Below are 21,075 nucleotides of genomic sequence, written 5' to 3'. Positions count from 1 at the left end.
CAACGCTTAAACAGGAATGATCCCCGTGGCGATCGCCGCGATAAGCGCCAGTACGCTTAATGTCCACACTTTGAAGATAGAATGTCTGATGTGCTCATCTACCCGCAGAGACAACAGATTGAGCCCCAGATGTGTGGCGGGTATGACCGGGCTCAGCAGCAACCCAATCTGTTCGGTAATCAGCATGGCGATGGTGACATGCATCGGTGAAACATGAAATGTCTCCCCCAGCCCAACAGCAAGCGGCAGTAGCGCAAAATAAAAGGCATCTGAGCCGATTAATATTACGATTGGCACGCTAAACGCCGCCAGCATCAGGTAGAGATACGGCCCCAGGCTGGCGGGTAATACCGCAGCCATCGACGTGACCAGCGTGGTAATAATGCCGGTATTTTGTAAGATCCCCACAAACACGCCAATGGTCAGGAAGATAACAATAATCGGGAAAACAGTGAGGGCGTAATCTTTAATTTTTTGCTGTGCATCTTTGGGGTTCGGGAAATTAATCACCGTCGCAATCGAAAAGGCAATCATAAACAGATAATTTCCCGCTACCCACCCACCGACAAGTATTACGATAGTGGCGATCACCAGTGAGAAATTAAAGCGCAGTAACCACTTATTCTGTATTTTCTTACTAAGCAGAAAATCATTGCGCAACGCAAGGAAGGCCGCATGATCGATGCCCGCGTTATTTTTGACCTCCACTTTTGCCATATACCAACATAAAACCACCCCCAGCAAGAATAACACCCCCTGTAATGGCAGCAGATTGTAATACACATCCAGTATATTCAGATGGGTCACGGCGATTGCGCGATTTAACGAACCGCCCCATGGCGTAATGCCGGTCACGCCGACGCCAACGGTAATGAGCAGCAGCAGCGTTTTTTTACTGATGTTCATCTTTTCATAGATCGGCAGCAGCGCAGGCACCGTTACTAACAGGGTCGCATAAGCGTTGCCATCAAGGCTACAAATAGAGGAAATAATCAGCGTTGCGAGCAATACTGAAAAAACGGATTCAGAGACAAAGCGCAGAATGAATCGCACAATAACATCAAATACCCCGGCTTCTTTCATCAGGGTAAAGAACATGGCGCTGAAAGCAACCAGCGTTGCAGTGCCAACCACCGACTTCAGGCCGCTGGCAACGTATTCACTTAGCGCCTTAAAACCGAACCCGCATACGACTGCCGCAAGGGTCGGCAGAATAATAAAAAGGACGGCCGGAGGAAATGTGTTCTTTAATAAACACCAGGTCAAAACGCCGAACATCACAATGCCGACGATAAGCATAAGAGACATATTATTGTCCTGTCTGTTTTTAGAATTGTAGAGTACGGGTCTGCGCGGCTTAGCACGCAGACTTTCTGGTTTATTTTTTTTAAAAGTGGGCGATTATTTCATCGCAAATGTTGCATTAAGTTCGGCAACGTTATCATCGCTAAGCGTACGCATGCCGTGTGGTTTCAGTATAAAATAGAGTTTTGCTGTTTCCTCCAGTTCCTCAGCATTAAAACAGGCTTCACGAATATCTTTCCCGGAAATAATAGGCCCGTGATTCGCCAGTAACATGGCGTTATGTTCGCCAGCTAATCTTTCTACCTCGTCGGCAATTTTGGGCGAACCCGGGCGAATATAAGGGATCACCGGTAATTTCCCCACGCGCATAACATAATACGGCGTAATAGGCGGTAGCGCGTTTTCATCATTCAGATCGCTCAGGCAGGACAATGCGGTGAGCCAGGGCGAGTGCAGATGCACAATACCCCCGCAAGTGGGGCGCTGGCGGTACATCGCCAGATGCATTAACATCTCTTTTGACGCTTTCTGCCCGGAAATGAGTTCCCCGGTCATCGTGACCTTGCTCAACTGGTCTGCATCCAGGTCGCCAAAACTTGAATTGGTCGGCGTTGCCAATATGTTCCCATCGGGCAGTTTCAGGCTGATATTGCCCGCACCACCGCTGCTATACCCACGCGCATACAGGGAGCGCGCGTAACGGACTAAATCATTACGTAATTGATACTCACTCATTGAAAACTCTCCTGAGCTTTTAAGAAAAAATCAGGTGTGCCGAAATTACCGGATTTAAGAATGATCCAGAGATCGCCATCCCGGCTTTTTGTCCACGGCACTCCTGGCGCAACCGCATGACCAATCACCATTCCGGTAAGGTGAAGCCCCTGCGTCACCGCACCGGACGTTTCGCCGCCGGCGACGATAAATTTGCTGAATCCCTCCTGGTGCAGTCTGTCCGCCAGCTGCGAAAAGAAACCTTCAATTTTTTCGCTGACCTGCGCGGCACCATAGTGTTTCTGAATCACCTCAATCAGCTGTGGTGGTTGCGTGGCGTAGATCAACGGCGCATAACCCTTGTCGGCATGTCGGATAGCCCACCCGGCGACCAACTGCAGATAGCCTTCGTCTTTAACGATCTTTTCAATGTCCAGCGCCAGCGCATCTGCGTGCTGCGAGTAGAAATTGACCTGTTGATTGGTCATGGAGGAACAACTGCCAGACAGAATGACTGCCTTGCCTGTTTTCGGTACCGGTAACGCATTCTGCTTAACCGGATGATCGCTCACATCCAGTCGGGCGATGGCGTTGCCTAACCCGGCAGCGCCGGTGACCAGCCGGAAATGACGGGTTTTTTGCGCGACGACCAACAAATCCTGATTATCCAGAACATCGAAAACCACGTACTTATTTTTGTTGAACGCCAGTTGCTCCAGTTGATGGGCAATATTTTCAGGTGCGTTTTTGACGGTATCCAGATGAACAATGCCGCACAGCCCGGCGGATTGCTCTTCCATTAGCGTCTTAATGGAGGATTTCACCATCGGCGTCACCGGATGGTGCTCCATGCCGCTCTGGTTCAGTAGCTGGCCTTTAACAAACAAGTGACCATGCACAATCGTGCGCCCGTTATCCGGTACGGCCGGGCACAGGACGGTCATTGAGGCATTGACGAGTTTCATCAGCGCATCCGTAACCGGTCCGATGTTGCCGTTTACGGTCGAATCAAAGGTCGAACAGTATTTGAAAAACAGCCGTTGACAGCCTGTTTCCAGTAACCATTTTCCCGCCCCGACGGCCTGTTCGATCGCCTGTTCTGGCGCAATAGAACGGCTTTTTAAGGCGATAACAATCGCGTCGGCCTCTTCAGGCTGAACGGTTCCCGCCGGCACGCCATTAAACAGAATGACCTGCCAACCCGCTTCCGCCATAAAACTGGCGATGTCTGTTGCTCCTGTAAAGTCATCTGCGATGACGCCCAGCTTTATCATGTCATTTTTCCGGTGATGAAATTTACCTCAATACTGCTTTTATTGAATAATAAGTGCAATATATTCATAAGTTGAAATGTGTTTTAGATCACAAAAAGTCTTGCGATTGAAGGACTGTATTTAACTTTTATCTAACTTTTCCGCGTCTTACCGCAATGTCATATCTGTTAATACACAAATGGAAGGGCGGTGTGGCGGAGGGGGGAAATCCAGGGGCGACAGGTTGATGTGTTAAAAATGTGATCTTCATCAATTTGCTGTTAATGCATTTATTGATATAAAAATGCAATCAATAGTTAACCAGCAGACTGGAGTTTGTATGCGTATTTTGGTTTTACCTTGTGATGGGATCGGTCCGGAAATTACCTCTTCCGCAGTAACGGTGCTGAAGGCGCTGGATGCTGCACGCGGCCTTGGGTTTACCTTTGATTATGATGACGTGGGCTTCAGGAGCCTGGAAAAGTTCGGCACCACACTACGCGATGAGACGCTTGAAAAAGCGAAAACCTACGATGGGATCATTCTGGGCACGCAGTCGCATGCCGATTATCCCGCGCCGGAAAAAGGGGGACGTAACGTTTCCGCCGGGTTCCGCATCGGGCTTGATCTTTACGCCAACGTTCGCCCGGCCCGCACGCGCGCTTTCCTGCCTTCCAACATGAAAGAAGGAAAGTCGATGGATTTGGTGATCATGCGTGAGGCGACCGAGGGCTTTTACCCGGACCGCAATATGACGCGCGGTTGGGGGGAGGTGATGCCAAGCCCGGACATGGCGCTCTCCACGCGTAAAATCACGCGCCACTGTTCTGAGCGTATTGCCCGCAAGGCATTTGAGCTGGCGATGCAGCGCCGTAAAAAAGTGACAGCGATCCACAAAGCGAACAGCTTCCATATGACCGACGGACTGTTCCTTGAGTGCGTGCGCAACGTTGCCAAAGCGTTCCCGGAAGTGGAGTTGGACGATCTGCTGGTGGATGCATCCACCGCGCATCTGGTGCGTAATCCTGAACGTTTTGACGTGCTGGTCGCCACCAACTTTTATGGCGACATCATCAGCGACCTTGCCAGCGAACTCTCCGGCAGCCTGGGACTGGCGGGTTCGATCATGGCCAGCGATACCCACTGTTGCGCGCAGGCTCAGCACGGTTCGGCACCGGACATTCAGAATCTCGACAAGGCCAACCCGGTTTCCATGATCCTGTCGGTGGCGATGATGCTGCAATGGTATGCGGAAAAACACCATCAACCTCAGTTCCTGAAAGCCGCAGAAGAGATCAGCCGTGCGGTGGATGACGTGCTCGAAAATCCGGAAAACCGTACCCCTGACCTGGGCGGCAAGTGCGGCACAAAAGCCTTCTCTGAGAAAGTGGCGGCGGCAATCCGCGCCTGATGTTCATGGCGCCATCCGTGGATGGCGCCTTTTTTAAGGATATCCTGATGCAGCAGCGTATTGTGCTGGTCCATGCAACTCCCCTGGCAATGGGGCCGATTGCCGATGCTTTTGCCCACCAATGGCCGGAGGCATCGGTCAGCAATTTGCTGGATGACGCCCTGTCTGTCGATCGCCGCCGTGTCGAAAAACTGGATGCGCGGTTATACCAGCGTATTGACGATTTAGTGGAATACAGTCAGTCGATGGGCGCATGCGCCATTCTGTTTACCTGCTCTGCATTTGGCGAAGCGATCGACGCCAGCGCCGCAGGGCAGTCCATTCCGGTTCTCAAGCCAAACGACGCCATGTTTGAGCAAGCGCTGAAGACGGGAAACCGTATTGTCATGCTGGCGACGTTTGGCCCCGCCGTGGCGGGCATGGAAGCCGAGTTTGCCGGGATGGCCGCGCGCATCAATCCGCACGCGACGCTGCGCAGTATTGTGCTTGCCGGGGCGCGTGAGGCCCTGGAAAAAAATAACCCGGATTTACACAACCGTCTGCTGGCAGAGAAAGCCGCAACAATCAGCGATGCGGATGTGATTTTACTGGCGCACTTTTCCATGGCCATTGCGCTTGAGCAGGTTCAGTCTGCGGTTTCCTGCCCGGTATTAAGCAGCCCGCAAGCCGCGGTCAACAAACTTAAGTCGTTGCTGAAATAATAAAAACGATCGCGCGACATTATTTTTACAGGGCACATTGTGAACAGCGTAAATAAACAACCGGAGGTGAAATATACCGTTATTTCACATCCTGTTGGCATCGTATTGCCTGAAAAAAGCTGCGACTGCCATCACCATATTTTTGACCATCGCTTTCCATGGGCGCCGGGCGATACGCGTAATCTACCCGAGGCGACCGTGACGGATTATCAGTGTTTCAGGCAACGACTCGGGTTGCAACGCAGCGTTATCGTTCAGCCCTCGTCCTATGGCGATGATAACCGGTGTTTACTGGAGGCCTTACGCGTTCTCGGCGGGACTGCGCGTGGTGAAGCGGTGATTACAACTGCGACGAGCGATAGCGAACTGGACACGCTTGATGCCGCCGGTGTGACGGGGATTCGTTTTAATTTCGGTGCAAAAGCGGTCACGACGCCTGAAATGATGCTTCCGCTGGCGCATCGGGTTGCAGAACGGGGATGGCATATTCAGTTGCATGCGCCAGCGGATGTCTTGCTGGCGTTAAAGCCGCTGATTGAGAAAATCCCTAACAGAATCGTGATTGATCACTACTTTCGCTTACCGCAACCCAACCCGTTAACGCATCCGGCATGGCGTTTTGCATGGGAATTAATCAATAAGGGCAACTGTTGGGTGAAGCTCTCCGCGCTTTACCATCAGTCCAATGTCGCGGATGTCGGCGATATGTCAGCGGTCATGCAGGCTTTTTTATCCGAAGCCACAGAACGCGTGCTGTATGGCAGTGACTGGCCGCACCCGAATCTCACTTCAGCAAACAAAGCCATGCCGGATGATGCGCTTATTCTGACAAGAATTAATGAATGGGCGGCTAATGCGTATTGTCGGCACCGGTTATTCGTTGCCAATGCTGAAGAATTCTATCGGTTTAATTAGCTTTGCATAAGGCCAATATAAATGAAAAGAGCAAACTCTGAGACCTCACAAAATAAACCGTCGCACTATCGGTACGTTATTTTACTGATGGTGTTTTTTAGTATCGCGCTGAACCATGGCGACCGTGCAACGTTTTCTATTGCCGGTACGGACATGGTGAAATCTGCAGGGCTGGATATTATTGCCCTGGGTTATCTTATTTCAACATTTACCTGGGCCTACGTGCTGGGGCAATATCCGGGCGGGTGGTTGCTGGATCGGTTTGGTTCTAAAAAGGTCCTGGTGACCGGGGTCTTTACCTGGTCAGCATTTGTGTTTCTTGTCGGCTTTAGTTCCTCGTTTGAAAACGTCTGGGTGACGCGCATTTTGATGTTTGGCTTCATTTTTATGATGGGCTTAATTGAAGCGCCCACCTTGCCGGCCAACTCCCGTTTTCTTGCCGCCTGGTTCCCGGCCAAAGAGCGCGGCAAAGCATCGGGGTTCACCACGGCGGCGCAATACTTTGCGTTGGTGGTGTTCTTACCCACAATGGGGTGGTTCTCTTATCACTATGGCTGGGAGTCGGTGTTCTGGTTTATGGGCGGATTGGGCATCATCGTCTCGCTGGTCATGAATAAAGCGCTGGCGGATACCCCTAAAGTCCACCCGTTGGTGAACAGCGCAGAGCTTGAATATATTCAGAGCGGCGGTGGCCTGACGAATATGAAAGTCACGCAGAAAAATGACAAATCCGCGAAAGGGTATACCCGCAAACTGCTCACCAACCGACTGGCGTTGGGGGTGTATATGGGGCAATTTTTCTTCACCGTGTTGTCGTACTTTTTCCTGACCTGGTTCCCGGTTTATCTCGTTCACGATCGCGGTATGACAATCCTGAAAGCCGGTTTTGTCGCCTCTTTACCCGCGCTGTGCGGATGCGCTGGCGCGTTACTGGGCGGGGTGCTGTCTGATTATATGCTCAAGTCCGGGTTCAGCTTATCCGCTGCACGCAAAACCCCGATTGTCATTGGCATGTTGCTGGCCGTCAGCATGGTGATTTGCAACTACGTGGATTCGGCCTGGATAGTGGTCGCCATTATGTCGCTGGCGTTTTTTGGCAAAGGTTTTGGCGCGATGGGCTGGTGTGTGGTCTCCGACTTCTCGCCTAAAGAAGCCGTGGGGTTAAGTGGCGGGCTGTTTAATATGATTGGCAATATTTCCGGCATTTTTACGCCTATCATCATCGCTTACATCATCAAAGACACCGGTTCGTTTAACGGGGCGCTCATTTTCGTTGGCATCTGCGCATTCCTTAACTTGTGTTGCTATCTTTTTGTAGCCGGGAAAATTCAGCGTCTGCACTTTCCCGGCGAGCAAACCGAAAACGCGGCAATAACAGGAGAACCTGATGCCAGCAGAAGCTGATTTACCCGTACGTTTCGCCATTAACCTCGGCAATGCGGTACTGGCTACCACAACAGAGCAGGGTGAACCGGGGGGCATTACCGTTGAACTCGCCAAAAAAATAGCCGCCCGCCTGCACCGCGTGCCCCAGTGGGTAACCTATCCGGCGGCGGGCAAGGTGGTGGAGGATGCTGCCAGTGACCGTTGGGATATCGCTTTTTTGGCTATCGATCCCAAACGTGCGGAGCAACTGTATTTCACTACGCCGTACATCACTATTCAGGGAACGCTGTTGGTGAAGGAGGGGAATTCGCTGCACAGTGTCGCCGGGATGGATCAGCCGGGCGTGGTGATCAACGTCGGCAAAAACGCCGCTTACGATCTCTGGCTTTCGCGTAATTTGCAACACGCGACCCTCAACCGGCTACCGTCATCGCAGGAGGCGATCGACCACTTTCTGCAAGGCGAAGGCGATATGGCGGCAGGAATACGCCAACCGCTGGAAAAAGCAGCCAGGGAAACCGCCGGCTACCGGGTATTAGCGGATAACTTTACCGAAATACAGCAGGCGATTTGCGTGGCGAAACAGCACATTGCGTCATTTCCATTCCTTGGCGCGTGGCTGGCGGAGTGGCGACAAGACGGTTCGCTACAGCACATCATTGCTGAGCATATTGCCTTACGTTAACCGGCTGGCAGCGTTCGTGAACGACGAACGCTGCCTTGTCGAATGCGTAATTTTCATTCCGCTGTCTTTATGACAGGTTATGTCTTACGACGAAATAGCGAAAGACGTAAGGCGCGCATAATGAAAACATCCGTCCCTCTGGTTCCCTTCAGCTTTAATGCTTCCGATTTCCATATTGTCGCACTTGACCGGTTATTACCGCTTTCTGTGCTACAGAGATTGCCGTGGTCAATCAGGCTGTTATTGGAGAACGTTGCCCGGCGCGCGCCAGATACCCTGCCAGCTTTTTTGCGCTATGTGTCCGGCGCGCAACCCCCCGGCGAAGTACTGTTCTATCCGGACAGGCTGATGTTCCACGACACCACCTGTTTGCCCGCGTTGGCTGACTTCGCCGCGATGCGCGATCTCACCGCTGAACTGGACGGCGATGCCCGTAAAATCAACCCACGCATTCCTGCGGTGCTGACCATCGATCATTCGGTGATTGTGGAGCGTTACGCCAGCCCGGATGCGGTGGAGGAAAATCTGCGCGTCGACTTTCATCGCAACCAGGAGCGTTACCGTTTTATTCGCTGGGCTGAGCAATCGCTCGATAACTTCCGCGTTATTCCACCCGGCACTGGCATCATTCATCTTATGAATCTGGAAAATATTGCTGAGGTGGTGAGTACCGACCGGCGAGGGGACGTTCCGCTGCTCCACCCGGACTGCATGATTGCGACCGATAGCCATACGCCGATGATCAATGCATTAGGCATTCTGGGCTGGGGTGTTGGCGGGCTTGAAGGACAGGCCGCGCTGGTCGGTGAACCGGTGACGCTGCGATTCCCGGACGTAGTCGGCATCCGCTTAACCGGCAAATTGTCTGCCGGCGTGACGGACAGCGACCTTGCGTTACATATCACCCGCTTGTTGCGACAGCACGGTGTGGTCGGCAAATTTGTGGAATTCACCGGTCCGGCGTTGTCGCAGATGTCGGTGGAGTCGCGCGCAACCATTGCGAATATGGCGCCGGAATATGGTGCCACCGTGGTGCTGTTCCCTTTTGACCGACGCAGCGACGAATATCTGCGTCTCACCGGGCGCAGTGAAGCGCATTGCGATCTCAGCAGGGCTTATCTGGCGCGTCAGCACCTGTTCTACGATGCGGATGCACCGCAACCGGACTATCACGCCGTTATTGAGATCGCGCTGACGGACATCTCGCCTGCGATGGCCGGTCCGGTTAACCCGCACCAGCAGGTCGCTCTGCACCGGGTCGCGCACAGCTTCTGCGAGACGCTGTCGCCGGGCGAGGGCCAGCGACGGTGGAAACATGCACGCTATGCAGAACCCGTGGTGAATGGCGCTATCGCGATTGCTGCTATCACCAGTTGCACGACCACGGCGAACCCCCGGCTTATCGTGCAGGCGGCGCTATTCGCCCGCAATGTGGCAAAAGCAGGCCTGATGCCGAAACCGTGGGTCAAAACATCGTTCTCGCCCGGTTCCCGCGTCGTCACGGATTACCTCGAACAGGCCGGATTATTGCAGGCGTTGGGCGACGTGGGCTTTCATGTGACCGGCTATGGGTGCATGACGTGCATTGGCAGCTCCGGGGCGCTGCAACCCGCGATAGAAGAGCTGGTTCAGGAAGGGCTTCAGGCGGTGTGCGTGCTTTCTGGCAACCGGAATTTCCCCCGGCGTGTTAACCCGTCAATAGGACACGGTTACCTTACCTCGCCCGCGCTGGTCATTGCCTGGTCGCTGCTCGGTAATATCCAGTATGACATTGCCCGCGCACCGCTGGGCGCAGACCGGCAAGGGCGAACTCTCTACCTGTCCGATCTGATGCCCACCGATGACGACGTGCAAGCGCTGGTCACGCAATTCGTCACGCGCGAGCACTATCAGCGGCGGCGCGCGCGCGTCTGGCAGGGTACACCGCACTGGCAGAATATTGTCGCGCAGGGCAGTACGTTTTTCCCGTGGGACGCGTCCTCAACTTATCTTCGCCGCCCTGGCTATCTGGCGGGGAAAGCGCGGGATCCGGCGACGCCGCTCACGTTAAACGGGGCGCGCGCTTTTCTCTGGCTTGGCGATGATGTGACGACCGATCATATTTCTCCGGCCGGGGCCATTTCCGCCCACAGTGCTGCGGGTCAATGGTTGCTTGAGCAGGGCGAGTCGATTGCGGATCTTAACCTCTACTCTACGCGGCGCAGCAATCATGAAGTGATGATCCGTGGGGCTTTTACCCATAAAGCGATCATAAATCGTTTGTTGCCGCCAGCGTATCAGACGCAGGGAGGATGCGCCTGGGAGAGCAACCTGCAACACATTGCGCCCGTTTATGTTGCCGCGCAAAGCTGGCGACAGGAGAATATACCGCTGGTGGTGCTGGCGGGTGAACGTTACGGGGCCGGTTCGAGCCGGGACTGGGCGGCAAAGGCGCAAGCGCTACTGGGGATCAAGGCCGTGGTCGCCCGCAGCTTTGAACGTATACACCGAACGAACCTGATAGGCATGGGTATTGTTCCGTTGCTTTTTTTACCGGGTGAAGCGGATCGTCTCCCGGCGCTGGATGGCAGCGAACAGCTCGATTTTGCCGGGCTGGATACGCTTAGTGTCGATAACACAAGCGTGGTGATGACGGTTTCCCGTACAGGCTTACCGATCGCCACGCTGGCATTGCAGGCGGCCATCGACTCCTCCCAGGAGCTTCGTTATTTACTGCACGGCGGCATTCTGCCGTATGTTATCCACCAGACTGTCCATTCTGCATGAGGGAAATAATGCGCTACGATCTGACCACGCTATCACTGTTTGTTGCGGTTGCCGAAGAGCAGAACCTGACCCGGGCCGCCAGGCGCAAACATATGGCAGTCTCTGCGGTCAGCAAGCGCATTACCGAACTGGAGCAACAGGTTGGCACACCGCTGCTTCTGCGTTTGCCACGCGGCATCGAACTGACGCCCGCCGGGCATTCGCTCCTGTTTCACGCCAGGCAGATAGCGAAAAACCTCACACAGATGGAAGAGGATCTGGGCGACTATGCCGCAGGCGTTCGCGGGCATATCCGTATTTGCGCGATTCAGGCGACGTTAATGCATCACTTGCCGCTGGCGTTAAACCGGTATCTGGCGGCATTCCCGCAAACCGATATCGACATTGAAGAGCGCACCGGAATGGGTGTCGTGCAGGGGCTGCTCGATGGCAGCGCAGATGTGGGGTTCTTTTCCAGCTGGACGACGCCAGTCGGGCTGGAGGTATGGCAATGGCGGCACGACAGTCTGGCGGCGCTTGTCGCTATCGATCACCCGCTGGCGAGGCATGAGACGCTCAGTCTGAGCGAGTGTGCCGGAGAGAAAATCATCGGCGCACATCGAGACAGCACCGTCAGCCGTATTCTCGAACGGGAGGCGGCAAAATCGGGAATTGTGCTGGATATTAACTTGCGGGTAAGCAGTTTTGAGTGCATGGCCGGGCTTGCGCGTCAGCGCCTGGGCATTGCCCTGTTGCCAGTCAGTGAAGTGGATCATTTTAGCTTGCACCCGGCGCTTAAATGCATACCGCTGGATGAACGCTGGGCAAAACGCGAGTTGCTGGTGGCAACCCGCCGCTATAGCGATGCCTCCCCGGCGGTAAAGTCGTTGATTGACCATCTCACCGGGGGGCAACGTTTGCCGCAGTGAGCCGTCACTGCGGTGGTGCGTTATACAAAGCAGATACAGGTTGGGCTTTCCGCCAGGATCGTTTTCCCCGTCTCCCGCAGCATGCCGGACAAGGAGTCAACGCTAAACTCGCATAGCGTATCGGACTCTTCGTTTGCGCTGTAGAAATAGAGGCCATCGGGGGAGAACGTGGCAAAGCGCGGTGTCTTGCCCCCGCAATGAACCCACTCCGTTGCGGTTAGCGTACCGTCTTGCTGATTAATCCTGAAAATACCGATGCTGTCATGTCCACGGTTGGCCGCATACAGAAAATGGCCGTCACGGTGAACCTCCACTTCGCTGGCATCGCTTCGGGGTCGCCAGCCGTCAGGCAAGCTGCTGAGGGTCTGTTTGAGTGTGATTTTTCCCTGCGCGGCGTTGTAATCGAAGACGTTAAGGATATTCGCCAGTTCTGTCAGGCAGTAGAGCCAGCGCCCGGTTGGGTGGAAGTCGACATGCCGCGGCCAGCTTCCTGTCGCCAGTTTCACTTCATCGGTCTTGATGATTTCTCCACGCTGGTAACGATAAATTTGCAGCATATCAATGCCCATGCCGGCTGCACGGCCCTGAATAGGTAACGCGAAATGCTGATTATCCGGCGCGAAGATAATTTCGTGGGGACGTGAAAGATTCTCTGCCTCACCCGGTGCGGCAGGCTGACCGGCAATATGGGTAAACGTCAGCGGCGCGGAAAGCGAGTCTTCGTTTTCCACGGCCAGGCAGGCGATGTTGCCTGATTCATGGTTGGCGATCAGCAGGTACTTTTCATCAGGGGTGAGCACCGCATGGACCGGGTTATTTCTGCGCAACGGATCCAGTCCGGGATGCCGGTTGGCCGGTCCGGTCGTTTGATCGGCAACCCACAGTAGCTCGCCTGTCAGGTTATTCCGTTTGTAGATGCTGACACGATTACCGTCGCCGTGGATCACATACAGGCGCGTCGCCGCCGCGTTGCACGTCAGCCAGGACGGGTTTTCCTGTGACGATGAGAGGGTTTGCAACAGGCTCCATGCGCCCGTTTCGTCTATTTTAAAGACCTTAATTCCGCGTCCCCGCGCGCCGCGTCTCTGGGACGTCCGGCAGCCAATGTAAGCATAAGAGGGCATGATCGACTCCTTTTTAATGTGCATTTATTAAATTACAAATGCATATTTTTAGAAGCGATCCGGATCACACCAACAAAAAAACAAAGCAAAATCAATTAAAGAGCGAAAAAGGAAAATAGCAGGTTGCTAATAAATGCACTTTGGAAATGCGCTTCCCTCTGCGCGTCGCGTTTTGCAGAGGGAAACGGTATTAAGCAGGAAGGGATTGCTGGAAGTTGATGCGGCTTTTATTGTGCAGCGCCTGAACCAGGTGCTGCTTCATGGTGTAGGACGCTTCAATCAACTGACCGGACTCAATCAGTTCCAGTATGCGCAGGTGCTCTTTCACTTCGGAATAGTAGCGGTTGCGGTCATCCATAATGCGATAGTCCAGCAAACGGCGCATGCGGTTGACATTACGCAGGGAGATTTCGAAGTAGGGATTGTTCGAGAAACCGATCAGTGTTTCGTGAAAGCGGTAGCCGGCAAGTTGTAACAGGGCCGGGGAGAGTTTTTCTATCCCGGTATCGAGCAGCATTTGCAGCTCTTTTTTCAGTTCGGCAATTTTGTCCTGCGGCGCTTTATAACTGGGCTCCAGTATCGCCATTGGCTCGATCACCATGCGAAAGCTGAAGATTTGCTCCAGTGCCTGCCGGGTTTTGGCGACGGGCAGGAAGCGCCAGCCGTACCCTTGCTTGCGTTCAACCCATCCTTCACTCATTCCGCGGCTCAAAATGATCGTTAACTGCGTTTTGGATAAGTTATAGGTTCGCAGGAGATACTGTTCGGTGACTTCGGATTCGATGTTGTCCTGTAGCCAGTCTTCAGCGATCTGGTAATACTCTTTCGGCAAGTCGCTGTCGGTATTGCGTAGCGTGCTGGCTTGCGCCTGCGGCTGATAATTGTCGTTAACAAAAAAACCGCGGTTTTTTTTCTGGTTGAGGATGCCTTTAAATTCCAGAAACAGTAAGGCTTCCCGAACCGGGGAACGGGATACATCAAAATTCTCCGCCAGCTTAGGTACGCTCAAATGCGCGCCCGGAGACAACATCCCGCCGTCAATCATGCCAATGATTTTGTCTGAAATACGTTCCGTCAGTGAGCTAACCTTCATAGAAGCGGCCTTATGCATGTGTAGGGTGCATCTGGATGCAGATCAATCCCGTTATTATTGCATTTTTAAAATTTTAAATGCAATCATGACTCTCTGATTATCCTGATAAAAAGTGTGGCCGGGTGGCACCTGAGAACAACCGAGGCGGTAAATGACAGATGATGAGCGTCAAATTGTAGCAACGGCGATAGAGATCCTGGATCGCCAGTTAAGAGAGCCTGGCGTCAAACTCACCGGGTCGAAAGAGGTCAAACAATATCTGCGCTTGCGTCTTGAAACGGATGAGCGGGAAGTGTTCGCCGTGCTGTTTCTGGACAGTAAAAATACGCTAATTGGCTTCGAAAAGTTATTTCTTGGCACCATCAACAGCGTGGAGGTGCACCCGCGTATCATTGCGCAACGCGCGCTGCATCTGAACGCCGCCGCCGTTATTCTGGCGCATAACCACCCCTCTGGCGATCCGTTATTAAGCCGTTCCGATTACCAGATAACCAAAGATATTCAGAAGGTGATGCGCTTGCTGAATATTGTGGTACTGGATCATGTGGTCATTGGCTCGCAGGCAATATTTTCAATGGCGGAAAAGGGGCTGATATGAACCTGCGGGCAAGTGCAAACCTGCCCGCGTCCGAATCAGACTGAATAAAGCGGGTAGAGGCCGAACAGTAAACCGCACGCCAAAAAAATCATGCACAGTAAACAGGCCCATTTAAAGGTGTACTTCTGATGATCGCTAAATTCGACCCCTGCCAGCCCGACCAGCAAATAGGTGGATGCGACCAGAGGGCTGAGAAGATGTACCGGCTGGCCCACCAGTGACGCTCTGCCGATTTCCACAGGATCGATACCATAGGCTTTTGCCGCTTCTGCAATCACGGGTAAGACTCCGTAATAAAATGCATCGTTCGACATAAAAAAGGTGCCGGGCAAACTGAGTAAGGCGGTAATTGGCGCAAGATAGGGACCCAGGCGGTCGGGTAAAATATCAAGTAATGTTCCTGACATTGCCGTTACCATCCCCGTACCCGACAGAATACCGGCAAAGATCCCCGCCGCCAGGAATATTGATGTCTGATTCAGAGCGGCTGGCGCATGGGCGGCAATGCGCTGACGCTGTGCGTCAAGCTGCGGGTAATTGATCAGCAGCGCCAACGCAAAGGCAATCATAAATAATACCGCCAGCGGCAGTAGCTCCAGCACCAGCGATCCCATTAATACCGTTGTTAACAGGACATTAATCCAGAACCGTGTTGGCCGCCGCAACGCCTCCTTATCATCGGGCGTGGTGGTGACATAGCTGGCTGGCATTTCTTCGACGGCAAACTTTCGCCCGAGGCTGCCGGTGTTAATCGACAACGTACCCAGACGTTGACGCTCACGCATGCCAATAAACCAGGCCAGGGCGAGTACGCCCAAAAAACCGACGATCATCGCGGGAATTAACGGAATAAAAAGCTCGCTGGATTCCACCTTTAATGACGCCGCGACCCTGGCGAGCGGTCCGCCCCAGGGAAGCAGGTTGGTGATGCTGCCGGATAAGAACACCACGCAGGTCAGCGCCAGCGGATCGAGGCGAATGCGTTTGAACAGAGGCAGCATGGCGGTGACGCAAATCATATAGGTGGTGGAACCGTCGCCATCCAGCGAAACCATCGCCGCCAGAATTGCCGTGCAAATAACCGCCTTAACCGGGTCGCCTTTAATTATCCGGATAAATAAGCGAATAATCGGATCAAACAATCCGGTATCAAACATGGTGCTGAAATAAAGGATCGCGAAAATAACCATAATGGCGGTGGGCGCGACTTTCTTTAGCCCGTCAATCATCATTGATCCCATTTCTGCACTGAAACCGGCGAGTATGGCGAAGATAATTGGAATAAGCGTTAACGCCACCAGCGCGGAAAGTTTCCTGGTCATGATCAGCACCATAAAGACAACAATCATGCCGTAACCTAATAGTGAAAGCATAAAGGGCTCCTGCCAGCGTTGGATTATTACGCCGACTGTTAGGGGGACTTAGCGTCTGTTTCTACGTGGTACGTGTCGTACCGTCTGCGGATGCGCGTCTGTCAGGAATCAAGGCAATCACAACGCATTCCTGCGTGGTGGAGGCCGACTCCCACGGCTTAATGGCTAAAAAGGGTCATATACGTCTCCAGCATTCATTCAGTTGTTTTGAGAATGTTAACAACATTCGATCAAATGGTTTTTTTATCAAGATAAATGCAATAAATTTGTGAGTTAAATCGATTAAAAAACGATCTGAGCAGCGCTGTGACAGCCCGCGAAGTGCACGGTAAATGCAGTTTTTTGCTGGCAACTTAATGAAGTTATGGGGTATTAGTATTGATGGGATAACGGAAGAACAGAAATGCATTAATTTTGACTATTTTTTGCATTTTAACGTTTATATGTGCATTTAAGATCGGGCGGAAGCTCACTTCCGCCTGAAACAGGGTCGACTACAATTCGCCCTGCGTTTCCTGCCAGTCCGCCAGCGTATAGAGCGTGGCGCCGGCCGCGGCCATTGCCATAAATGCCTGCGGGCTATCCTGCGGATCCAGATTCACGCCACGACAGCCATCCGTGATCACATTGACCTGGTAGCCCAGTTGCAGGGCATCCAGTACGGTGAATTTGACGCAGTAATCGGTGGCTAATCCCAGCACTATCAGCTCGCTGACGCCATGCTGACGCAACCAGCCGTCCAGCGAGGTTTTCTGCCGGTGACCGTTATCGAAAAACGCGCTGTAGCTGTCAAGCAGCGGGTTTTCACCTTTGTGGAATACCGCATCAATAGCCTGTTGCCTGAGCAATGGGTGCAGTTCCGCGCCAGCGCTGTTCTGCACGCAGTGATCCGGCCAGAAGGTTTGCGCTAATCCATCCAGCTTGCCCTGGCTAAAGGGTGGAACGCTATGCTGACTGGCGAAGCTGCCGTGATCCGCCGGGTGCCAGTCGAGGCTGGCGACCACGGCGTCGCCACGCGCGCCACACCACGCCATCATGGCGTTGGCGACATCCACGGTGCTGTCGCCGTCGGCAACCGCCAGTGCGCCGCCCGCGCAGAAATCATTCTGAATATCCACCAGCAGCAGTGCGCGTTGCGTCATGGCTTTCTCCTCACTCGTCCGGTGTCAGTTCACCACGCAGGTTTTGCGTCATCGCAGTACGGATCGCGTCGGCGTCCAAATCCTGGCTTAACAGATAGTGAAGTTTAGTCAGCGTGGCCTCCACCGTCATATCCGCACCACCTATTACGCCAGCATGGGCGAGGGCGTTGCCGGTGGCGTAACCGCCCATATTCACCTTGCCGGACATGCACTGCGTGAGGTTCACCACCACGATGCCGCGCGCGCTGGCTTCTTGCAGTTCGCGGAGGAATTCGCCATTTTGCGGCGCGTTACCCACGCCATACGAGCGGAGGATCAGCGCTTTAACCGGCTGACGCAGGAAGTTACGCACCACATCGGCGGAAATGCCTGGGTAGATGGTCACCACGCCAATCGGCTGCGGCGTAATCGGATGCACCACCAGTTCACCGGAGGTGTGCGGGGCGGGCGGCGTACCGAGACGGCGAATGTGGATGCCAGCCTCAAGCAGCGGAGCAAGGTTCGGTGAAGCAAAAGCATCAAAACCGTCGGCATGGGCTTTGGTGGTGCGGTTACCCCGGAACAGACGGTTATTGAAGAACAGCGACACTTCGTTGATCGGGAAATTTGCCGCGACGTACAGCGCGTTAAGCAGATTGATTTGACCGTCTGAGCGCAGCTCCGCCAGCGGTATTTGTGACCCTGTCACAATCACCGGTTTGCCGAGATTTTCCAGCATAAACGACAGTGCCGACGCGGTGTAGGCCATGGTGTCGGTACCATGCAGAATGACAAACCCATCGTACTCATCGTAATGCGCTTTGATATCGTCCGCGATATGTTGCCAGTCTTCCGGCGTCATATCGGAGGAGTCCATCAGCGGATCATATTCGTGGATGGTAAAGTCAGGCATTTCCGGACGGTGGAATTCAGGCATCAGCGCCAGCTGGCGTTGCAGATGACCAGAAACCGGCACATAGCCGTGTTCGGAGCGTTGCATACCAATGGTCCCGCCAGTGTAAGCAACGTAAATGGATTTTTTTTGCATGATTATCGGTTCTTGCGGCATCAAAAAAATCCCCTCCGTAGGGAGGGGACGCGTAGGGATATGTTAACGGATATTGGCGCAGTTCAGACAGAGCGCATAACGATTTTGCGGATCGTTGAACACCGCCAGCTTATCGGTTTCATTTTTTACTTCCAGCGCGGCGCTGGCCAGAGGCGCAGGCAGATAAGCCTGTAATGCCTGCGGCAGCATGGCGCGAACGGAACCGGACATGCTGTCCATTACCCGGTCAAAGAAGCTCGGTTCTTCTTCGTAATAGTCCACGTGCCACTGTTTGAGTTTTGCCAGTTCAGCGGCTTTTGCCAGCGCGTCATCAAAATCGCCCAGCCCGTCAACCAGACCGTTGGCTTTCGCGTCCTGACCGGTCCAGACGTGACCCTGAGCTATCTTATCGATCTGTTCCGGCGTGCTGTTACGCGACTGGGCGACCAGCGTGATAAAGCGTTTGTAGCCGTTTTCGATACTGATCTGCATCATCTGCTGCACTTCCGTCGGCAACGCTTTGGTCATGCTGATATCCGCCAACGGCGATGTCGCCACGCCATCAGTATGCACGCCAATGCTGTCGAGGCTGTTTTCCAGCGTATTAATAACGCCGAAGATACCAATCGAACCGGTCAGCGTACTCGGGTTTGCCAGAATGTAGCTCGCCGGAGTCGAAATCCAGTAACCACCGGATGCCGCCATTCCGCCCATCGAAACCACCACAGGTTTGCCGGACGCTTTTGCTGCCGCCAGTTCTGAACGGATAACTTCAGAGGCGCTGACGCTGCCGCCAGGGCTGTTAACGCGCAGCACAATGGCTTTCACTTTCGGATCCAGACGCGCATCGCGGATTTGCGAAGCGGTGGTATCGCCGCCCACGTTCCCCGGCGTTTCCTCACCGTCCATGATGGCGCCATTGGCAAAAATCACCGCCACGGTATCGCCCACATCGCTGGGGTTTTTCAGCGGGTAATCATAGAAGCTGACGGCGCGGAAGTTTTTATCTTCACTGCTCCAGCCAAACTGTTTCACCAGCGCTTTTTCCGCATCGGCGGCGGAACCCAACTCGTCCACCAGCTTATTATCCAGCGCATATTTTGCGGTGTCGCCATCGACTTTACGCAGACCATCGAGCATCGCTTGCGCACCCGGGAACACCTGCTGAGCGGTGATCTGGCGGTTAGCGGCAACGGTATTGAGATAGTTTTGCCACAGCTCGTTAATCCAGCGGCTATCCGCGTCGCGCGCGGCTGGCGACATATCGTCACGAATAAACGGTTCAACGGCGGATTTATACGTGCCGACGCGGAACACATGGGTGGTGACTTTGAGCTTATCCAGCAGCGATTTGTAGTACAGGCCATTCGTGGCGAAACCGTGCAGATCGACCACGCCCTGCGGTGAGAGCCAGATTTTATTGGCGAAACTGGCGAGGTAATACTGGCCCTGGCTGTAGTTATCCGCCACGGCGTAGACCGGTTTGCCGCTGTCGCGGAATGCACGCAGCGCTTTGCCGATATACTGCATGGATGGTTGGTCGGCCCCGGCGAAGTTCTTCAGGTCCATCACAATACCGGTGATATTGCGATCGGCCTGCGCCTGGCGAATGGTTTCGACGATATCGAACAAGGAGTTCTCTTGCAGACGATCGGAGCTGGCGCCAAAGAACTGACGACCAAGCGCGCCCAGGCGGCTGCTGGTGCTGGGTTTATCGACGACCACGCCGGAAATGTCCAGCAGCAAAGCCCCACGATTGCTGTGCTCGGCTTTGCCAGCGCTGAGTTGCATCCAGATGCCCACACCGACCAGCACCAACAGGATAAAAAACAGATTCAGCACCAGATTGCGGATAAAGTTCAGCAATCGCCAGGCCCACTTAAAAAAACCGGCAATAAAACGCCAAAGGGTTCGCATGTATTCTCCCTGGTAGTTAACGCCCACCGCTGCCCTGAGCGGCAAAGTGTGGTTATCCTAATTACCCTGCTGCCACTTGTCAGCAGGAATCGCCTCCGGCGCTGTAACAAATTCTACGCCCGTGTTAATTTTATGAACAAATTTCAATACAGGAGTTTAACTAATGGATGCACTTGAACTGCTCGTCAACCGTCGCAGTGCTTCCCGGCTGGCGGAACCGGCCCCGGTGGGTGAACAACTGGATAACATTTTGCGCGCAGGTATGCGTGCGCCGGATCACGGCACGTTGCAACCGTGGCATTTCTTCGTTATTGAGGGAGAAGGGCGCGAGCGCTTCAGCCAGACGCTGGAGAAAGGGGCGATTGCAGCTGGTCAGGATGAGAAGGGCATTGAAAAAGCACGCACCTCGCCGTTTCGCGCGCCGCTGATTATCGCCGTGGTGGCAAAATGTCAGGAACATCACAAAGTCCCGCAATGGGAGCAACTGCTCTCGGCAGGCTGCGCAGTGATGGCAATGCAAATGGCTGCGCTGGCACAGGGATTTAATGGGATCTGGCGTACCGGCCCGTTGACCGACAGCCCGGTGGTGCGCGAAGCGTTCGACTGCGGCGCACAGGATAAAATTGTTGGTTTCCTCTATCTTGGCACCCCGCAGTTAAAAGCCTCAACCACGGTCAGCGTACCGGATACCACACCGTTTGTGACACGTTTCTGAACCCAGATCGGGGTTTACTGGCCCGGTCAGCGTTGCGCCGCC

At 53.8% G+C, this 21,075-nt stretch carries 18 protein-coding genes; 9 read left to right on the top strand and 9 right to left on the bottom strand.

The genetic code is table 11. The features are described from left to right. Positions 1 to 6 precede the first annotated feature (6 nt). From ACQ3G7_RS14825 to otnK, 3 genes are all read right to left on the bottom strand, one after another. Positions 7 to 1,308, bottom strand: a complete 1,302-nt coding sequence (locus tag ACQ3G7_RS14825) for an SLC13 family permease (protein ID WP_430890387.1) — start codon at positions 1,306 to 1,308, stop codon at positions 7 to 9. A gap of 93 nt (positions 1,309 to 1,401) precedes the next feature. Continuing rightward, on the bottom strand, positions 1,402 to 2,040 hold the full coding sequence (gene otnC / locus ACQ3G7_RS14820) for a 3-oxo-tetronate 4-phosphate decarboxylase (RefSeq protein WP_430890386.1): 639 nt from the start codon (positions 2,038 to 2,040) through the stop codon (positions 1,402 to 1,404). After that, complete coding sequence (otnK, locus tag ACQ3G7_RS14815) at positions 2,037 to 3,293, bottom strand: 3-oxo-tetronate kinase (RefSeq protein WP_430890385.1); 1,257 nt, start codon at positions 3,291 to 3,293, stop codon at positions 2,037 to 2,039. Before otnK ends, otnC begins: the two co-directional genes overlap by 4 nt. 319 nt (positions 3,294 to 3,612) lie before the next feature. On the opposite strand from otnK, the gene ACQ3G7_RS14810 reads away from it, so the two are divergent. The 7 genes from ACQ3G7_RS14810 to ACQ3G7_RS14780 all read left to right on the top strand — a co-directional run bounded on the left by ACQ3G7_RS14810 (position 3,613) and on the right by ACQ3G7_RS14780 (position 12,044). Then, entirely contained in the window at positions 3,613 to 4,683 is a 1,071-nt protein-coding gene (locus ACQ3G7_RS14810; protein WP_430890384.1) for an isocitrate/isopropylmalate dehydrogenase family protein, read from the top strand. Between the two features lie 47 nt (positions 4,684 to 4,730). Continuing rightward, positions 4,731 to 5,384, top strand: coding sequence for an aspartate/glutamate racemase family protein (locus ACQ3G7_RS14805; protein WP_430890383.1), 654 nt, complete (start codon positions 4,731 to 4,733; stop codon positions 5,382 to 5,384). A gap of 39 nt (positions 5,385 to 5,423) precedes the next feature. Next, on the top strand, positions 5,424 to 6,299 hold the full coding sequence (locus tag ACQ3G7_RS14800; RefSeq protein ID WP_430890382.1) for an amidohydrolase family protein: 876 nt from the start codon (positions 5,424 to 5,426) through the stop codon (positions 6,297 to 6,299). A 21-nt stretch (positions 6,300 to 6,320) separates the two neighbouring features. Next, on the top strand, positions 6,321 to 7,703 hold the full coding sequence (locus ACQ3G7_RS14795; protein ID WP_430890381.1) for an MFS transporter: 1,383 nt from the start codon (positions 6,321 to 6,323) through the stop codon (positions 7,701 to 7,703). Then, on the top strand, positions 7,687 to 8,370 hold the full coding sequence (locus ACQ3G7_RS14790; RefSeq protein WP_430890380.1) for an ABC transporter substrate-binding protein: 684 nt from the start codon (positions 7,687 to 7,689) through the stop codon (positions 8,368 to 8,370). The genes ACQ3G7_RS14795 and ACQ3G7_RS14790 overlap by 17 nt, the downstream gene beginning before the upstream one ends. A gap of 120 nt (positions 8,371 to 8,490) precedes the next feature. After that, positions 8,491 to 11,136 carry an aconitate hydratase gene (locus ACQ3G7_RS14785; protein WP_430890379.1) on the top strand — a complete coding sequence of 882 codons (2,646 nt, stop codon included), beginning with the start codon at positions 8,491 to 8,493 and terminating at the stop codon, positions 11,134 to 11,136. An 8-nt stretch (positions 11,137 to 11,144) separates the two neighbouring features. Continuing rightward, the gene (locus tag ACQ3G7_RS14780) at positions 11,145 to 12,044 is read left to right on the top strand and encodes a LysR family transcriptional regulator (protein WP_430890378.1); all 900 of its coding nucleotides are present in this window, start codon (positions 11,145 to 11,147) and stop codon (positions 12,042 to 12,044) included. Between the two features lie 20 nt (positions 12,045 to 12,064). Here ACQ3G7_RS14780 and ACQ3G7_RS14775 read toward each other — a convergent pair whose 3' ends face one another. Then, entirely contained in the window at positions 12,065 to 13,168 is a 1,104-nt protein-coding gene (locus tag ACQ3G7_RS14775) for a lactonase family protein (RefSeq protein ID WP_430890377.1), read from the bottom strand. A gap of 190 nt (positions 13,169 to 13,358) precedes the next feature. Next, a complete protein-coding gene (locus ACQ3G7_RS14770; RefSeq protein WP_430890376.1) occupies positions 13,359 to 14,261 on the bottom strand; it encodes a GntR family transcriptional regulator in 903 nt (300 codons plus the stop codon). 151 nt (positions 14,262 to 14,412) lie between these two features. On the opposite strand from ACQ3G7_RS14770, the gene ACQ3G7_RS14765 reads away from it, so the two are divergent. Next, positions 14,413 to 14,859: a JAB domain-containing protein gene (locus ACQ3G7_RS14765; RefSeq protein ID WP_430890375.1), complete on the top strand. Its 447-nt coding sequence runs from the start codon at positions 14,413 to 14,415 to the stop codon at positions 14,857 to 14,859. 35 nt (positions 14,860 to 14,894) lie between these two features. On the opposite strand, the gene ACQ3G7_RS14760 is transcribed toward ACQ3G7_RS14765, so the two are convergent. From ACQ3G7_RS14760 to sppA, 4 genes are all read right to left on the bottom strand, one after another. Further along, on the bottom strand, positions 14,895 to 16,232 hold the full coding sequence (locus tag ACQ3G7_RS14760; protein ID WP_430890374.1) for a CitMHS family transporter: 1,338 nt from the start codon (positions 16,230 to 16,232) through the stop codon (positions 14,895 to 14,897). A gap of 494 nt (positions 16,233 to 16,726) precedes the next feature. Continuing rightward, on the bottom strand, positions 16,727 to 17,374 hold the full coding sequence (pncA, locus tag ACQ3G7_RS14755; protein WP_430890373.1) for a bifunctional nicotinamidase/pyrazinamidase: 648 nt from the start codon (positions 17,372 to 17,374) through the stop codon (positions 16,727 to 16,729). Positions 17,375 to 17,384: 10 nt separating this feature from the next. Then, on the bottom strand, positions 17,385 to 18,401 hold the full coding sequence (gene ansA / locus ACQ3G7_RS14750; RefSeq protein ID WP_430890372.1) for an asparaginase: 1,017 nt from the start codon (positions 18,399 to 18,401) through the stop codon (positions 17,385 to 17,387). A gap of 63 nt (positions 18,402 to 18,464) precedes the next feature. Further along, positions 18,465 to 20,318: a signal peptide peptidase SppA gene (sppA, locus tag ACQ3G7_RS14745; protein WP_430890371.1), complete on the bottom strand. Its 1,854-nt coding sequence runs from the start codon at positions 20,316 to 20,318 to the stop codon at positions 18,465 to 18,467. Between the two features lie 163 nt (positions 20,319 to 20,481). On the opposite strand from sppA, the gene ACQ3G7_RS14740 reads away from it, so the two are divergent. Further along, the gene (locus tag ACQ3G7_RS14740; RefSeq protein WP_430890370.1) at positions 20,482 to 21,033 is read left to right on the top strand and encodes an NAD(P)H nitroreductase; all 552 of its coding nucleotides are present in this window, start codon (positions 20,482 to 20,484) and stop codon (positions 21,031 to 21,033) included. Positions 21,034 to 21,075 lie beyond the last annotated feature (42 nt).

It is taken from the genome of Kosakonia sp. N21, assembly GCF_050587465.1.
Classification (GTDB): Bacteria; Pseudomonadota; Gammaproteobacteria; order Enterobacterales; family Enterobacteriaceae.
Note: the sequence above shows the minus strand (reverse complement) of the source record. Positions and strands in the feature narration are given on the sequence as shown.

Excerpts from the sequence above, each read along its gene's own strand:
- ACQ3G7_RS14825 (WP_430890387.1), bottom strand. The coding sequence starts at position 1,308 with ATGTCTCTTATGCTTATCGTCGGCATTGTGATGTTCGGCGTTTTGACC.
- otnC (WP_430890386.1), bottom strand. The coding sequence starts at position 2,040 with ATGAGTGAGTATCAATTACGTAATGATTTAGTCCGTTACGCGCGCTCC.
- otnK (WP_430890385.1), bottom strand. The coding sequence starts at position 3,293 with ATGATAAAGCTGGGCGTCATCGCAGATGACTTTACAGGAGCAACAGAC.
- ACQ3G7_RS14810 (WP_430890384.1), top strand. The coding sequence starts at position 3,613 with ATGCGTATTTTGGTTTTACCTTGTGATGGGATCGGTCCGGAAATTACC.
- ACQ3G7_RS14805 (WP_430890383.1), top strand. The coding sequence starts at position 4,731 with ATGCAGCAGCGTATTGTGCTGGTCCATGCAACTCCCCTGGCAATGGGG.
- ACQ3G7_RS14795 (WP_430890381.1), top strand. The coding sequence starts at position 6,321 with ATGAAAAGAGCAAACTCTGAGACCTCACAAAATAAACCGTCGCACTAT.
- ACQ3G7_RS14790 (WP_430890380.1), top strand. The coding sequence starts at position 7,687 with ATGCCAGCAGAAGCTGATTTACCCGTACGTTTCGCCATTAACCTCGGC.
- ACQ3G7_RS14785 (WP_430890379.1), top strand. The coding sequence starts at position 8,491 with ATGAAAACATCCGTCCCTCTGGTTCCCTTCAGCTTTAATGCTTCCGAT.
- ACQ3G7_RS14780 (WP_430890378.1), top strand. The coding sequence starts at position 11,145 with ATGCGCTACGATCTGACCACGCTATCACTGTTTGTTGCGGTTGCCGAA.
- ACQ3G7_RS14775 (WP_430890377.1), bottom strand. The coding sequence starts at position 13,168 with ATGCCCTCTTATGCTTACATTGGCTGCCGGACGTCCCAGAGACGCGGC.
- ACQ3G7_RS14770 (WP_430890376.1), bottom strand. The coding sequence starts at position 14,261 with ATGAAGGTTAGCTCACTGACGGAACGTATTTCAGACAAAATCATTGGC.
- ACQ3G7_RS14765 (WP_430890375.1), top strand. The coding sequence starts at position 14,413 with ATGACAGATGATGAGCGTCAAATTGTAGCAACGGCGATAGAGATCCTG.
- ACQ3G7_RS14760 (WP_430890374.1), bottom strand. The coding sequence starts at position 16,232 with ATGCTTTCACTATTAGGTTACGGCATGATTGTTGTCTTTATGGTGCTG.
- pncA (WP_430890373.1), bottom strand. The coding sequence starts at position 17,374 with ATGACGCAACGCGCACTGCTGCTGGTGGATATTCAGAATGATTTCTGC.
- ansA (WP_430890372.1), bottom strand. The coding sequence starts at position 18,401 with ATGCAAAAAAAATCCATTTACGTTGCTTACACTGGCGGGACCATTGGT.
- sppA (WP_430890371.1), bottom strand. The coding sequence starts at position 20,318 with ATGCGAACCCTTTGGCGTTTTATTGCCGGTTTTTTTAAGTGGGCCTGG.
- ACQ3G7_RS14740 (WP_430890370.1), top strand. The coding sequence starts at position 20,482 with ATGGATGCACTTGAACTGCTCGTCAACCGTCGCAGTGCTTCCCGGCTG.